This window comes from Enterococcus sp. DIV1537a, from assembly GCF_051712085.1.
Classification (GTDB): Bacteria; Bacillota; Bacilli; order Lactobacillales; family Enterococcaceae; genus Enterococcus; species Enterococcus faecalis.
On sequence record NZ_JBIOOE010000001.1, the window covers coordinates 1,907,803 to 1,923,476 of the forward strand.

The 15,674-nt window shown below is 36.7% G+C and carries 9 protein-coding genes; 2 read left to right on the plus strand and 7 right to left on the minus strand.

Features of this window, described 5'->3' with window-relative positions:
* Positions 1–37: 37 nt before the first annotated feature.
* Positions 38–2,179, plus strand: a complete 2,142-nt coding sequence (locus tag IGJ41_RS09465) for a GH92 family glycosyl hydrolase (protein WP_002389127.1) — start codon at positions 38–40, stop codon at positions 2,177–2,179.
* 43 nt (positions 2,180–2,222) lie between these two features.
* Here IGJ41_RS09465 and IGJ41_RS09470 read toward each other — a convergent pair whose 3' ends face one another.
* The 6 genes from IGJ41_RS09470 to IGJ41_RS09495 all read right to left on the minus strand — a co-directional run bounded on the left by IGJ41_RS09470 (position 2,223) and on the right by IGJ41_RS09495 (position 9,484).
* Complete coding sequence (locus IGJ41_RS09470; protein WP_002389323.1) at positions 2,223–3,701, minus strand: response regulator transcription factor; 1,479 nt, start codon at positions 3,699–3,701, stop codon at positions 2,223–2,225.
* 11 nt (positions 3,702–3,712) lie between these two features.
* Positions 3,713–5,443 (minus strand): sensor histidine kinase, encoded by a 1,731-nt coding sequence (locus IGJ41_RS09475; RefSeq protein ID WP_438714631.1) that lies wholly within the window; start codon positions 5,441–5,443, stop codon positions 3,713–3,715.
* Positions 5,397–6,032 (minus strand): YesL family protein, encoded by a 636-nt coding sequence (locus IGJ41_RS09480; RefSeq protein WP_002381610.1) that lies wholly within the window; start codon positions 6,030–6,032, stop codon positions 5,397–5,399. The genes IGJ41_RS09475 and IGJ41_RS09480 overlap by 47 nt, the downstream gene beginning before the upstream one ends.
* Positions 6,033–6,102: 70 nt before the next feature.
* Positions 6,103–7,569: an ABC transporter substrate-binding protein gene (locus IGJ41_RS09485; protein ID WP_002369012.1), complete on the minus strand. Its 1,467-nt coding sequence runs from the start codon at positions 7,567–7,569 to the stop codon at positions 6,103–6,105.
* A gap of 23 nt (positions 7,570–7,592) precedes the next feature.
* A complete protein-coding gene (locus IGJ41_RS09490; protein WP_002359877.1) occupies positions 7,593–8,516 on the minus strand; it encodes a carbohydrate ABC transporter permease in 924 nt (307 codons plus the stop codon).
* Positions 8,517–8,527: 11 nt separating this feature from the next.
* Positions 8,528–9,484 carry an ABC transporter permease gene (locus IGJ41_RS09495; RefSeq protein ID WP_002356852.1) on the minus strand — a complete coding sequence of 319 codons (957 nt, stop codon included), beginning with the start codon at positions 9,482–9,484 and terminating at the stop codon, positions 8,528–8,530.
* Between the two features lie 351 nt (positions 9,485–9,835).
* Between IGJ41_RS09495 and IGJ41_RS09500 the strand changes: the two genes are divergently transcribed.
* Positions 9,836–10,423 carry a CPBP family intramembrane glutamic endopeptidase gene (locus tag IGJ41_RS09500; RefSeq protein ID WP_002398566.1) on the plus strand — a complete coding sequence of 196 codons (588 nt, stop codon included), beginning with the start codon at positions 9,836–9,838 and terminating at the stop codon, positions 10,421–10,423.
* Positions 10,424–10,516: 93 nt separating this feature from the next.
* On the opposite strand, the gene IGJ41_RS09505 is transcribed toward IGJ41_RS09500, so the two are convergent.
* Entirely contained in the window at positions 10,517–15,445 is a 4,929-nt protein-coding gene (locus IGJ41_RS09505) for an isopeptide-forming domain-containing fimbrial protein (RefSeq protein WP_438714325.1), read from the minus strand.
* Positions 15,446–15,674: the final 229 nt, after the last annotated feature.

Sequence of the window (15,674 nt, forward strand, 5' to 3'; positions counted from 1 at the left end):
TATATGATATATCATTTAAAACAAAGGAGCTACTTTCATGAATATTCAAGCGATTGATACGCGACACGGAACTGCCAACCAACATAGTTTTTCAAATGGAAATTGTCTACCCTATACTGGCGTGCCATTTGGGATGAATTTTTACGCCCCGCAAACAACTGACCAAAAAGGCAGCTGGTGGTTTCATCCAGAAGATCGAACATTTCAAGGCTATCGAGTAACGCATCAACCAAGTCCTTGGATGGGTGATTTTAGCCATTTATTAATGACCCCTGTCAGTGGTTCATTGTCGGAACTTTCTTTATTCCATGCCCAAAGTTCTTATCGTCCAGAAGAAAGCCTTTTTTCTCCTGTCGAAATTAACTTAACTCAATTACGCTATCAAATAACTTCTCAATTAATCCCAAGCATGTATGGTGGTATCTTAACCATTGATTATCACCAAAAAGATAATCACTTACTACTAACTCTGCCTGGACGTTATCAAGTAAAACAATTAGATGACCATCAAGTGGCTGTAAAAGTCATCAACTATTCTGGTTGTGAAGATCCAGATTTTAGTTTTTATTTTGTGCTTCATTTTGAACAGCCTTTAACCAAATGGTTTGCCCCTTCTTCAGGTGAAGATGGCAAAATCCTTCTTTCTTTTGGAAATATTGCTCAACAAGTTGTTCATTTTAGTAGTTCATTTATTTCTGAAAAACAAGCGCAGTTAAATTTAGCGCGAGAAATCTCTTTGCGTTCTACTGAGATGCTGCAACAAGGAATCGCAGATTGGCATAATTATTTCGATCGCCTTAAAGTAACGCATGAAAATCCTGAACATACTAAAACGTTTTATCATACACTGTATCGAACATTCCTATTTCCGCAAACCTTTTATGAATTGGACGAAAATCAGCAGCCGATTCATTATGATACGTTCTCGCAAACGGTTCGTCCTGGTGTACTATATACCAATAATGGCTTTTGGGATACTTATAAAACGGTTTACCCATTGTTCTCACTAATTGCTCAAGAAAAATACGAAGAGATGCTAGAAGGCTTTTTAAATAGTTACAACGAAACAGGTTTCTTGCCAAAATGGTTATCTCCAGATGAGCGTGGTTTAATGCCCGGCACCTTGATTGACGCTGTCATTGCTGATGCCGCCGTGAAAAAGATTCGTCCTGACTTGATGCCTCAGTTCCTAGAAGCGATGAAAAAAGGCGCCACACAACAAAGCGAACGAGAAAATTATGGACGTCAAGGAACTCTGGATTATCTAAAATATGGCTATGTTCCTTCAACCTATCATGAATCTGTCAATCATACCTTAGACTATGCGTACAGCGATTTCTGTATTTCGCAAGTTGCAAAAACACTGAATGATTCAGAGACCGCAACGTTTTATCGTCAACAAGCCTTGAATTATCAACAACTTTTTAATCCTGAAACTGGCTTTATGCAAGCCAAGGATACTGAAGGTAATTTCCGTCCTGACTTTTTAGATATTCGTTGGGGCAAAGATTACGCCGAAGGAAGTGCTTGGCAATCAAGTTTTGCGGTTTATCAAGATTTTGCAGGTTTGATTAAGCTATATGGTAGCGAGTTAGCTTTCGAAAAAAAATTAATTCAGCTCTGCAATCAAGCGCCTAACTTTAACGTTGAAGGCTATGGTTTTGAAATTCATGAAATGAGTGAAATGGCGGCAATTGATTTTGGTCAATTAGCCATCTCAAATCAACCAAGTTTCCATTATCCGTTTCTATTCAGCTACATCGGCAAACCAGAGATGGCTCAACCACTTTTAAAACAACTAATGCAAACATTTGATGCTTCACCAACTGGCTATCCAGGTGATGAAGACAATGGTAGCATGTCTGCTTGGTATATTTTTAATAGCTTAGGCTTTTATCCCGTCACACCAGGAACTGGTGAATATGTAATCGGGATGCCTTTAGTCCAGACGGCGGAAGTAAAACTATCAAATGGTAAACAATTAACCATTCAAACATCACCAAACAAAGTCCAACAACAATTTATTCATGAAATTCAGTTAAACCAAGAAAAACATACTGCGCCTTATTTTACTCATCAAGAACTATTAAACGGCGGGACTTTAGATTATCAATTAGGGATTGTCCCGAATCCACAAAACACAGCAGAACGACCGTTTTCATTAAGTACAGAAAAATAATAAAAAGAAAGATGTTCATAAAAATTGAACATCTTTCTTTTTATTATTCGACACCTGCGTAATTTGATTGGTATTGCTCTCGAAATTCTTTTGGCGTAATTCCATTTAATTTTTTAAACATTTTTGAAAAATAGTTGGTATTGTTGAACCCTACTTTTTCTGAAATTTCGTTGATTGTATCATCCGTGTACAATAATAATTTCTGGGCATGCTTGGTACGCACTTGATTCAAATATTGAGAAAAACTCCGCTTGGTTTCTTTTTTGAAAATTTGGCCTAAATAACTAGGGTTCAAATGAAGTTCATCCGCCACCGTTTTTAAGTTTAATTCTTCTAAATAGCCTTGTTCAATTCTTTCTACAGCTTGGCTAACACTTTCTGAATATTTTTTTATTTTAGGTTTATTTTTCACTTCTGCTAAGACTTGCTGCATTAACGCATACAGTGTATTAAGATTGTTGCTGGCTCGAATTTCTTCCACGATTTTTTCATAGTTTTCTTCTAACACAGTTGGATACTGACGCGAAATATCTGAAAAAAGTAAAAAGACTACATAGCGTACATATTCTGGTGTAGCGTGTTGTTGACTTAACTGATTGAAAATGGCATCTAATTCCCGTTGAATGGTCTGCATATCCCCAATCATCAAGGCTTGGTTAAACGCTAGAAAAGTAAAATCTTCTGCCGAACGATTCATTTGTTCTTTTTGATTATTTGGCAGAAATTCTTGATAGAACGTTTCAATTGCTTGCAACTGTTTTACTTTCTCATAACTTTCATAAACCGTTTCCCATTCATTGACAGATTCCCCTACAAAAATCTGACCTTGACCAGCTAGAATCGCTTCAATTTCACGAATAAATAAGAACGCTTCTTGTCTGGCCCCTTTATAGATAAGTAACAATTGGTGGTACGTACTCATCCAACTTTCAATGAATAACAGTTGGCCTTTTTTCATAAATAGTTCCTTGATTGTTTCTAAAAATGACATCTCAGCTTCAACCAATAAAACGGTAAAATCACCTGGTTTTATAGTCGCAAATTGCTGCATTAACTCTTCGTATTCCCCTTCGCTGATTTCATCATTAAGCCAACGCATCAAGCCATTTTCTAGATATAGACGAACGCGGGCATGGGATTTTTTTTGTTGGTCCAATTCTGTTTTAATTCTCTGGATATTGGCTAATAGTTCTTGCTTATTGACTGGTTTCAAAAGATAATCTTGGACCTGCAAAGCCATGCCTTTTTTGACGTAATCAAACTCTTGATAACCTGATAAAATTAAACTAATAAATTGATGTCCTTTTTTCTTTGCTTGCTCAATTAATTCGATCCCACTCATTTCCGGCATCGTAATATCTGTTAATAAAACATCAATGGATTCTGTTTCTAAAAAAGCCAATGCTTCTTGCGCACTACGCGCTGTTTTAACAATTTCAAAGCCTAACTCTTGCCAAGGAATAATCCATTTTAAGCCTTCTAAAATCATATATTCATCATCAACAAACATCACTCGATACATCTTTTCACCCCTTATGCTACAAACGAAAGACGAATTGTCGTCCCTTCTCCTTCTTTCCCTTTAATGGTTAAACCATAACTCTCCCCAAAAAAGCGTTGTAAACGTTCATGAACATTTCTTAACCCAATGGATTGTTCCGTGTCTATTTCTGTTTGATTTAAACGTGCGCGAATTTCCTCTAACCGATTGGCGGTAATTCCTTTTCCATTATCCACAACAGCCACAATAATTTTTTCGCCTTCTCGGTAGGCGTGGACCTTAATAGCATTGTCTTGTCGTTGATAGTCAATACCATGCACAAAATAATTTTCGACAAGCGGCTGAATAATGAACTTAGGAATTTCAACATCAGCAATTGCTTCTTCTATTTCGAACTTATAGGCAAATTGGTCGGGATAACGCATTTGATACAAATACACATACTTTTCGCAAAATGAGATTTCCTCTGCCAAGGTCGTGGTTTTTTCTTGGTTAATATTATTCCTAAGTAACGTTGAAAAAGCATAGACAACATCAGCTAGTTCTTCTTGTTGCCGACTCAAGGCATACATACGAATATATTCCAACGTATTATAAAGAAAATGAGGATTAATTTGCGACTGTAACGCTCTCATGTGAGCATCGCGTTGCTTAATTTCTAAAGTATAAATATCGTGAATGTATTGATCTAAACTGTCTACCATAAAATTAATCGCGGAAGCAATATCATTCAACTCTTCCTGAACTTGATTCGTGTCAATTCGTTCTTTTAAATTGCCATCGCCAATGGCTCGTGTCGCTTCTAAAATTAATTGGACTTGTTGAGAATAGCGTTTAAACAGGCGGTTTAAGCCCACTAATAAAATAACAATCAAAAGTAACCCAATCCCTAAAATGGCCGCATAATTCATAAACAATTGCTGAAATAAGACTCGGCGGCTTGTTAATAAGAGAATGGTACTCCGGCCACTGCTTTCTATTTCCGTAATATCGTAGCGATTATGAAAAACCTGTTGAATGTCACTATCGGTGTGCATTCTTTTATCTAGTTGCCGCTCTTCTTCTTTGGTAAATTGTGCTTTTTCAGAAAAAATTTGATTTCCAGCACTATCATAGATAAACGCATTAATACCTGATTTTTTCAATAAGTCTGCTTGGTTGCCTAGCAACTCTTGACTTGAAAACACAGTGTATAATTCTCCCAACGGTTGTCCTGTATAAGGATCGGAAATAATTCGCATTAGTTGAAAGCCATGTTTTTTAATTGATGACATATCCATTTTTTTCCCATTTGTAGCTGTGCGATTGGCGAACAAAACCTGATCAAATTCATCTAAGCGAATAATCACTTCTTCTAAGTCAGGAAAGGTGCTAAATAATGTACTTAAATTATTTCCAAAGTGGGTACTGACCCGATCTTCCGACCATTGACTGTAAGTATAGTCAAAATACTCAGGAGGAGAAAGTTCCATATATTTTCGCATGTTTTCAATTTTACTTGCAGAGCCAGCTAATTCATTAATCATATTTGTCGCCGCATTATTTTTATTCGTTACATAGCTGTCAATTTGGGAAATGGCATTATTTTTTTGTGAATCAATTGATAAGTTAATTGTATAAGTAACATAAGCGCACAAAGCAGCCACCGTTAACAAAATAATACTTGTTAACAGTAGACTGTATTTTTGTACTAATCGATTTAATAAATATTTTTTTTTAAACAGTTTTTTGAAGATTCGCTTCATTTTGTTCCAACTTTCCATCAATAAACTGGCGATTTTTACGCGTGACATAGGCACACCACATCATAATTAAGGCAAACGAAGCAAATAGTAGCAGTCCTTTCATTTTCCAAGTTAAAGCAATGATACTAATTACACCGAATAAGACTTTAAAAAATACACCGAGGTTTAAAAAGATACTGATAAATGAAAGCTTCATTAAATCAATAGTTGAGATAAAATAGCTTCCTTCATATAGTAGCATATAAATGTAAAAAATAACGAGTATTAGGGAAACAAAAAATAAAATAAATGTAATAATTAACCACATTATTCCGGTAAATTGAACGGCTAAATAAATATTATAAAAAACAAATCCTAAAGTGAAGAGAAAAAGTAAAAAATAACAGTTACTTCTTTTAAAATGTGCTTTCCATGATTCAAATGCTCGTTTAACGGTGATTGCTTGATAATTCATGCCCTCTTCCAAAATGAAATCAGTCATCATTTGGAGTGCTGGACCAACACCAAAAATAATCCCTCCAGCTAAACTAAATAAAACAAACAGTAAATTTAGTTTGATTACTGTCCAGGAAAGGTAAAACAACCGTTGAATCCCTGTACTTTCCATCTTCCTCTTCCTTTCTATTATGTAAAAGGCTGAGCCAAAAGCGCTCAGCTAATGCCTCAGCCTCCTGTGATTATTTTTGAGATTGGATATATTCGTCTAATTGTGTTTGCATTTCTTTTTGAACTTTATCCCAGCCAGCTGTTTTTAGGTCATCCATTAATTTTGGAAGTGTTTCTTCTGGATCAACAGTTCCTGTATTTAAGCTTGCTGCGTAGCGGTTCATAACTGTAGCAACGTTAGTGATTTCAGTTTTCACTTTATCATTTACAAAAGTAAACCCAAGAATTGGTGAATCTTTTGCTTCTTCGATGCTCTTATCACGTTCTTTAACCATGTCTTCAGTGACAGATTCTTCTGGCCAAATGATTAAGTTGTTTCCTGTGTTCCAAGCACTCAAATGAGTTGTTGGTGTGTAATCTTTCAATAATTTCACGCGATCATCGCCAACTTTTTCATATTGTTTGCCTTCTTCACCATAAACAAGTCCGTTTAACAATTCTGGATTGCTGTTTAATAAGCCTAGCAATTCAACAGCTTTTTCTTTGTTTTTAGACGTATTTGCAACAACATAGTTAGCCATTTGCGCTTGTGCTGTTGTTTTTAATGGCTCTGTTAGTGGGCGAGAAACAAGTGGTTTGCCAGCAGCTTGTGTTAAGATTGTATCACCATAATCCATAGGTCCTTGTGTTTCTTGACGCATGAACCAAGTATTGGTATTTAAGTCATATGGTGTTGTACTTGTAGCAGCATCTGTTGGAATCAAGCCATCTTTATACCATTGATGTAAGACTTTTAAGTTATTAATCATGTCTTTGTCGGCATATTGGTTAATAATTTTTGGTGAGCCAGTATCAGTTGTTTTTACTGCAAATGGATATTGGTTACCAATAGGGAAGTCATAATTACCTGTTGCAAAGAATGTTTGGCCGATAGCAAAAGCAGCAATATTTGGTTCTTTTTTATGGAATTCTTTTAGAACTTCCGTTGCACTTTCATAACTACCATCGACTTTACTAATATCTAAATTGTATTTATCGACATATTCTTTATTAAAAGTTAAAACTTGTTGACCGTAAGAGTTACCTAAAATTGGGAACGCATACAGTTTTCCATTGATCGTATTTCCTTTAATATAGTTATCTGGTAATTGATCATAGGCTTCTTTTGCATATTTAGGTGCTAAATCAGTTAAATCAGCATAGGCGCCTTTTTGTGCATTCGTTGCATAATTTTGTGCTAATGAAATATCATAGCTTTCACCAGAAGCAACGATTGTTGACATTTTTTGGTCCCAATCGCCCCAACCAACAAATTCCATTTTTAATTTTGCCCCAATTTTTTTCTCGATAATTTTATTCGCATTATCGATTAATTGGTCATAATTATCTGGTTTGTCCCCAACACGATACATTAATAACGTTGGTGTACTATCATCACCTTTTGACGCTGCATCTTTTGAAGATTTACCGCACGCGCTTAATCCTACAGCTAAAGCTGCTGCGCCAGCTACGGCTAATCCTTTTTGCCATTTTTTCATTCCTTATTTCCTCCTGTACAATTTTATTCTTTCACGCCGCCGATTGTTAAACCACCCACGAAATATTTTTGGAAAAATGGGTAAGTTAACGCAATTGGTAACGTAGATAAGACAACAATCGCCATTCGAGCCGATTCACTTGGTAGAACGCCTAACCCTTCTTGTGCTGCTGCACCCATATCCGTACTTCTTGATAAGAACTCTAAGTTGTTTTGAATTTTCATCAATAAATACTGTAATGGTACCAAGGTATCTTTTTGAATGTAAAGTAACGCATTGAACCAATCGTTCCAATAACCCAAAGCCGCAAACAAACTAATTGTGGCAATCCCTGGAACGGCTAGTGGTAACACAATGCTGACAAAAATGCGCATTTCACTTGCGCCATCAATACGTGCCGATTCAATAATACTGTCAGGCACGGTTTTCTTGAAAAACGTTCGCATCACTAAAATATTAAATGGTCCTAAAGCTAAAGGCAAAATTAACGCCCAAATTGTATCTTTCAATTGCAATAAGTTTGTCATTACTAAATAGTTCGCAACCATCCCTGGTGAAAATAACATTGTAATTAACGCAAACAATGTAAAGAATTTTTTAAATGGAAAGTTGGAACGAGAAATGACATAGGCATATAATGACGTCATTGTTGCATTGACAATCGTCCCTGTCACCGTAATGAAGACCGTTACCCCTAAGGCATGAATAATGCGTTGACTCATTGCCCCTTGGAAAATGTAACGATAGGCCTCCAATGAAAATTCTTTTGGCCAAAACCGGTAGCCGTTTGCTGCTAATGATCCTTCACTTGTCAATGAAATCATAATAACAAAGAAAAACGGAACCACACAGGAAATAGCAAAAATAGCAATGACAATATTGAAAATCAAATTCGCTGTCGGGTTGAAGGATCGAACGTTAACGCTAGTGACTTTTTTCTTTTTCATAATCCTTCCTCCTAAAATAGTGCTGAATCTGGTTCAATTCGACGAACAACTAAATTCGCAATTAATAATAAACATGCCCCAACGACAGATTGATATAACGCTGCAGCTGCCGTCATGCCTACATCACCAGTAGCCGTTAAGCCATTGTAAATATAGGTATCTAACACACTTGTCACGTTGTAAAGCGCACCTGAATTTCTTGGTACGATGTAGAACAAACCAAAGTCTGCTCTGAAGATACCGCCGATGTTTAAAATTAATAAAACAGACATCATTGGTAAAATTTGTGGAATCGTAACATTTTTTATTTGTTGCCATTTGTTGGCACCATCTACCATCGCTGCTTCATAGTATGTCGGATCAATCCCCATCACAGAAGCATAGTAGATAATACTGTTGTAGCCTAGACTCTTCCAAACATTTAGGAAGACAAAAATTACTGGCCACCAACGTGGATCTGCATACCAGTTAATCATTGTGCCGCCATTACCAGTAATCCATTGATTCAAAATCCCTTTATCTGGACTTAAAAAGGCATAAACAAAATAGTTAATAACCATCCAAGATAAGAAATATGGTAGCAATGACATCGTGTGATAAACTTTAACCAAGCGACGATTTCTTAATTCACTCATAATAATAGCAAAAGCAATCGCGAAGAATAAGTTAAAGGCTAAAAAGACGACATTGTACAAAATGGTATTTCTAGTAATTAACCAAGCATCTTTTGACGCAAATAAAAATTTAAAGTTTTCAAAACCAACCCAAGGACTTTCTCTTAGACTAGCTAAGAAACCATCTGGTGAAATATGAAAATCTTTAAATGCGACCACATTGGCTAAGACTGGTATATAGAAGAAAAATATAAACCAGATAAATCCTGGTAACGCCATAAGGATTAAGGCCTTATAACGCCATACATTTTGAAAAAACCCGTTTTTCTTCTTCATTCGTTTCGCTCCTTTCATAAATATAATAGCGTTTTCATAATATCTTTTTAAGGAACAAATTATAGGATTTGAGAAACAAATTATAGATTTTGTATCATTTTAAGCTAAAAATTTACCGAATTGACTGTTCTTTGTGAAAACGTTTATCTGATATTTTTTTAACAACTGCTTAAGAACCTTAAAAATAATTGAATAAATCTCACTCATAAAGCGATTTCACTAGTGCGTATTTGTTGTATAAAAGCTGAGAACTTGTTATTTTCACAAAGGATATTATCTAATTATTTTTGAGGAGGACTATTTTTGAATTTTATCCGTAAAAACGCCAGAGCAATTAGTTTAATTGTGGTATATTTTTTTGCAGTTTTAATGCAAGCTGGTTCTTTATTATTATTAGCTATCTCACTACTATTTAATAATAATTTAGTAGAATCATCTTTTGCAAATCTCGTAACAGGTTTAACTATTACTGCTATTGTGGGAATAGTTTTATTTTGGAAAGAAATCGTTGCTGGGTTCGACTATTTTAAAGAAGAGACTCTTTGGCGTATTTTTAGCATTTTCTTATGGGTGGGGCTGATTTTTTTAGTCGATGTTATTATTCAAAAAATCATGAGTAATAATCCAATTGCTAATCAACAAGATGTTCTCTCATTTGGTGCACAAGTTCCATTGCTTGTTACTCTATTTTTCTTAGCAATCGTGGGGCCAATTGCTGAAGAACTAGTTTTTCGGCAAGTATTAATGAATTGTTTATCGGAAACAATTGGTATAGCCAGTGCGACTATAATTTCAATTTTTTTATTCACCTTTATGCACACACAACAGCCCCTTGATTTTCTCATTTATCTGCCAGGAGCTATTTTATTATCTGCAGCTTACTTAAAATCAAATCGTTCGCTTGTATTTGTTATGGCTATTCATATTGTTAATAATATGTTGGGTTTCTTGTTATAAATCAAAAAGAGTTGGCGACATAGGTCATTTTGACTTATGTTGCCAACTCTTAAATTTTCAGCTAATTAGTCGTTCTAAAACAATCGATTTTGTTTACTCCTCTTTTTCTTTGTTTCTCTTTATAACATAGAGAATTAATACAATTAAGATCAGTCCTACACCCAGATATGCAAATATTTTTTGGACTTTTTCTCCTGTTTTTGGTAAATAGGATGATTTAGACGTTTCTTTCTTGTTTATGGCAATTTCATTTTTACTATTTTTTGTAGGTTTGTTCTGGTCTGTAACAACTTTTTTTGTTTCCTTTTTATTTTTCGCTGGTTCTTCGGGTGTAATAGGCACCTCTGGTTCTTCGGGTGGATTAACTGTGTCATCTACTTTGGCTTTGTTGAGAATTGTTTCGCCTGCCTTCGCTTCTTCGTTAACGATCACTTTGAAACGAATACTCCGCTCTTTTGTATCGGTGATACTTGGGTATTCCGCTGTGATTGTACCGTTGGCTTCTTTCAAGCTGATCGGTTTTGGTTCATCGCCGACACTTGTTAGGCTATCTTTGACATACGTCAGCCCTTTTGGTAGTTGGTCTGTGATAACTACTTTGTTTAAAACGCCGTTTTCGATGGTGTTGCGGAAGCTGATTGTGTACTCGATAGTTTCGCCTAGTTTTGGTTTAGCGTTATTAACGGTTTTTGTTGCGGTTAGTTTGCCTTCTTTTATTCGAGGTGTGATTGGTTCTTCGGGTGTAATGGGTACCTCTGGTTCTTCGGGCGGATTAACTGTGTCATCTACTTTGGCTTTGTTGAGAATTGTTTCGCCTGCCTTGGCTTCTTCGTTAATGATCACTTTGAAACGAATACTCCGCTCTTTTGTATCAGTGATACTTGGGTATTCCGCCGTGATTGTGCCGTTGGCTTCTTTCAAGCTGGTAGGTTTTGGTGCATCACCGACACTTGTTAGGCTATCTTTGACATACGTCAATCCTTTTGGTAGTTGGTCTGTGATAACTACTTTGTTTAGGATGCCATTTTCGATAGTGTTGCGGAAGCTAATGGTGTATTCGATTTCTTCCCCTAATTTTGGTTTAGCGTTATTAACGGTTTTTGTAGCGGCTAGTTTGCCTGCTTTCGTTTCTGGTACCACAGGCACCTCTGGTTCTTCTGGTGGATTAACTGTGTCATCTACTTTGGCTTTGTTGAGAATTGTTTCGCCCGCTTTGGCTTCTTCATTAACGATCACTTTGAAACGAATACTCCGCTCTTTTGTATCAGTGATACTTGGGTATTCCGCTGTGATTGTGCCATTGGCTTCTTTCAAGCTGGTTGGTTTTGGTTCATCGCCGACACTTGTTAGGCTATCTTTGACATACGTCAGTCCTTTGGATAGTTGGTCTGTGATGACTACTTTGTTTAGGACGCCATTTTCGATGGTGTTGCGGAAACTAATGGTGTATTCGATTGCTTCCCCTAGTTTTGGTTTGGCGTTATTAACGGTTTTTGTAGCGGCTAGTTTGCCTGCGTTCGTTTCTGGTACCACAGGCACCTCTGGTTCTTCTGGTGGATTAACTGTGTCATCTACTTTGGCTTTGTTGAGAATTGTTTCGCCTGCTTTGGCTTCTTCGTTAACGATCACTTTGAAACGAATACTCCGCTCTTTCGTATCGGTGATACTTGGGTATTCCGCTGTGATTGTGCCGTTGGCTTCTTTCAAGCTGGTAGGTTTTGGTGCATCACCGACACTTGTTAGGCTATCTTTGACATACGTCAATCCTTTTGGTAGTTGGTCTGTGATAACTACTTTGTTTAGGATGCCATTTTCGATGGTGTTGCGGAAGCTGATGGTGTATTCGATTGCTTCCCCTAGTTTTGGTTTGGCGTTATTAACGGTTTTTGTAGCGGTTAATTTGCCTGCTTTCGCTTCTGGTACCACCGGCACCTCTGGTTCTTCTGGCGGATTAACTGTGTCATCTACTTTGGCTTTGTTGAGAATTGTTTCGCCTGCTTTGGCTTCTTCGTTAACGATCACTTTGAAACGAATACTCCGCTCTTTCGTATCGGTGATACTTGGGTATTCCGCTGTGATTGTGCCGTTGGCTTCTTTCAAGCTGGTTGGCTTGGGTTCATCACCGACACTTGTTAGGCTATCTTTGACATACGTTAGTCCTTTTGGTAGTTGGTCTGTGATAACCACTTTGTTTAAGACGCCATTTTCGACAGTGTTGCGGAAGCTAATGGTGTATTCGATTGCTTCCCCTAGTTTTGGTTTGGCGTTATTAACGGTTTTTGTTGCGGTTAGTTTGCCTTCTTTTATTCGAGGTGTGATTGGTTCTTCGGGTGTAATGGGTACCTCTGGTTCTTCGGGCGGATTAACTGTGTCATCTACTTTGGCTTTGTTGAGAATTGTTTCGCCTGCCTTGGCTTCTTCATTAACAATCACTTTAAAACAAATACTCCGCTCTTTTGTATCGGTGATACTTGGGTATTCCGCTGTGATTGTGCCGTTGGCTTCTTTCAAGCTGGTTGGCTTGGGTTCATCACCGACACTTGTTAGGCTATCTTTGACATACGTCAATCCTTTTGGTAGTTGGTCTGTGATAACTACTTTGTTTAGGATGCCATTTTCGATGGTGTTGCGGAAGCTGATGGTGTATTCGATTGCTTCCCCTAGTTTTGGTTTGGCGTTATTAACGGTTTTTGTAGCGGTTAATTTGCCAGTTACTTGTTCGTCCGCAATTTTTGCTTCTACTATATTAGAAGTTTCGTTGACTTTTGCAGATGTTAAAATATCTACTGCCTCAACGGTTGCGCTATTAGGCACTAATTCATTTGCTTTTGCTCGTTCATTTATCTGCGCTTTAAATTCGTAAATTGTTTCAGCTGTATCAGCTTTGTAGCTACCTCCTTGTGTAGCAGTTGCACCATTGCCAACACGGACTATAATTTGTTTATTGGTTGCATCATATTCTGCTTGATCATCGCCTGAAGCATCCGTTTTTTCACCAGAATTTAGTCCACTAATAATTTTTAAAGAGCCTGGCAAATAATTTAAGCGACCATCTAGTGCATCCTTCGAAACTGAATTTATCGCTTCTGAATCAGCTTTTGTATTTTTTAGTGAGACACGATACGTGATTGTTTCACCAACTTTGTAAGTTTCTTTTGGTTCCACAATTTCTTTCTTAATTTCAAATTCAGGTGTTTCTGCGTTTACAGCAAAACCAATCGCATTCGTAGAATAATCGTCACCACTACTTGTTGTTCTAAAATTAATTTGGTTTTGTCCAGCATTTAAAACACCTTCGGGAATTGCCATACGATCGATATCAATATCTAAAAAATTAGGATGATCCGGCGCAAATTTACCTGGATACTTGTCTACCATATGTTCATCGTTATCTGTCACAGTTGCGTTCATAGCATTATTAACTGGGTTGAGCGTGTTCGAAATATTTACCCAAGTTCCTGCGCTATTTTTAATTTGTGCGTTGTCTCCAGTCCAGTATTTATCTCCTTGAACAGTAAACCAGGTCACAATTGGATCAAGCTTTCCTTGTTTTGCTGTTAAAAAGTTGCTCATAGTGAATTCATTATTAGTTCCAGCAGCATTGCCACGTGCTCCATAGTAAATACTAAAAGCTCTTGACTTACTTGCCTGATCCTTTGTAACAACAAACAAACTCCAACCGCTAAAGTTATAATATTGATATTGACCATTTAAACTACTTGTCATAGGAATATCTGCTAACGTATAACTTCCTGTCGCACTTTTATCCCCTTGTAAAATTGAAGTTACATCTGCATAATTAGAAAATCCAGTGTTATTGTACCCGAAACGTTGTCCTGGGTTTGTTGCATCTTGATCGATACGATGGTACCTTTGGGGCGAAACGCGCTGTACGGTTCCATTTGGTGTTGTAAATTGAACTGGTGCACTAATTTCTTCATCAGAAAGATTTGTTCCGTAAGCAGGGCCTTTATATCTAGACGCACTCCAAAATAAGCCCGCCCAAGCAATCTCTTTTGCACCATTTAAATCAATATAAGCCCGACTAGAGTTATACGTATTTGGATCATTGTCAACATCTGCAAATTCTAAAGGAAAATTGTTAATTGCATAACCACTACTTGCTCCTCGTGTATTTAAAAATGTTTGCGCAGCCGCCGTATTTTCATTCGCAATTTTTAAGTTGGTATTTCCCGTTGAAAAAAGTTCTCCTTTATGAACGCTTTGATAAATCGGTGTATTAAACCCCCGACCAGGTGTTGGCGGCACTAACGGACCAGTAGGTTGCGCCTTTAATGGAGGTTGCTCAGGACTTTCGGTAGCCTGCGTTAGTGCTGTATCTTGAATACTTTCTGTCGCCTTTCCTGCTTCAGGCTTTGTTTCGTTACTAGTAGTTGCGGTCATTTCATTTGTAGAAGAGGCTGTTTCGCTTGCCTGATTTTCTACTTTTGTTTCTGAAGTTTCCTGTTTTTCCTTCGAAACAAACTCTTTATCTGCTAGCATATCTTTACTAGGTAAATCAATTACTAGTGTTCCTTTTTCATTATCTTCTATTAGTACGCTGACCAATAACTTGCTCGACGCTTTTGTAGTTATTTGCCCATTTATGGTAATCTTTCTTGTCGAATTTGGTTGAAGGTTAAGCAGTTTAATATCGGTTGTTTGATCTTTCTCATTTGTTTCAACCTTTGCTTGTTCTTCTAAAGACGTAGGTCCTCGCTCTTCGCTTAAAGTATCTAATACAAATTTGATTGGACTATCATTGTTATTTTTTTGTTTTAAAATGAGATCTTTGATTGGTACATCTCGTGTATTTGTTACTTCGTAAGTGACCGTTTTAATATCTTCTTGAGACGATGTATCTTCTATTTTCCCTATTACTTTGAGCCCGTCTTTTTCAACAGTATTCTCAGCATCACTTGTTACTTCTTGAGCAAATGCGTTCATCATTGGTAACAAATTTAAAATAAACAGCATTGTGATCATGAGATAGCTGACAAAATTTTTAACTGCTTTATTCATTTACATTCTCCTTCGTTCTTTTCATTTAATGAAACAAATCATCTTCAAACAACTTTTACAATTACTAATTATTTCTCAATATCCACCTCCATAAAATACTTTTTCAACCTTCAATTTTTTATTTATTCAGCCACAACAACTTTTTTAACGTACGATTTTCCGTTTCTCCTTATAACAAAAAAGTAACATATTCTATTAGCTAAAAAAAGAAAAAAGCCCGATATTTCAA

What these genes read in the sequence shown, in the direction of transcription:
- IGJ41_RS09485 (WP_002369012.1), bottom strand. Translation starts at nt 7,569, where the DNA reads ATGAAAAAATGGCAAAAAGGATTAGCCGTAGCTGGCGCAGCAGCTTTA.
- IGJ41_RS09505 (WP_438714325.1), bottom strand. Translation starts at nt 15,445, where the DNA reads ATGAATAAAGCAGTTAAAAATTTTGTCAGCTATCTCATGATCACAATG.
- IGJ41_RS09465 (WP_002389127.1), top strand. Translation starts at nt 38, where the DNA reads ATGAATATTCAAGCGATTGATACGCGACACGGAACTGCCAACCAACAT.
- IGJ41_RS09480 (WP_002381610.1), bottom strand. Translation starts at nt 6,032, where the DNA reads ATGGAAAGTACAGGGATTCAACGGTTGTTTTACCTTTCCTGGACAGTA.
- IGJ41_RS09475 (WP_438714631.1), bottom strand. Translation starts at nt 5,443, where the DNA reads ATGGAAAGTTGGAACAAAATGAAGCGAATCTTCAAAAAACTGTTTAAA.
- IGJ41_RS09490 (WP_002359877.1), bottom strand. Translation starts at nt 8,516, where the DNA reads ATGAAAAAGAAAAAAGTCACTAGCGTTAACGTTCGATCCTTCAACCCG.
- IGJ41_RS09500 (WP_002398566.1), top strand. Translation starts at nt 9,836, where the DNA reads ATGCAAGCTGGTTCTTTATTATTATTAGCTATCTCACTACTATTTAAT.
- IGJ41_RS09470 (WP_002389323.1), bottom strand. Translation starts at nt 3,701, where the DNA reads ATGTATCGAGTGATGTTTGTTGATGATGAATATATGATTTTAGAAGGC.
- IGJ41_RS09495 (WP_002356852.1), bottom strand. Translation starts at nt 9,484, where the DNA reads ATGAAAGGAGCGAAACGAATGAAGAAGAAAAACGGGTTTTTTCAAAAT.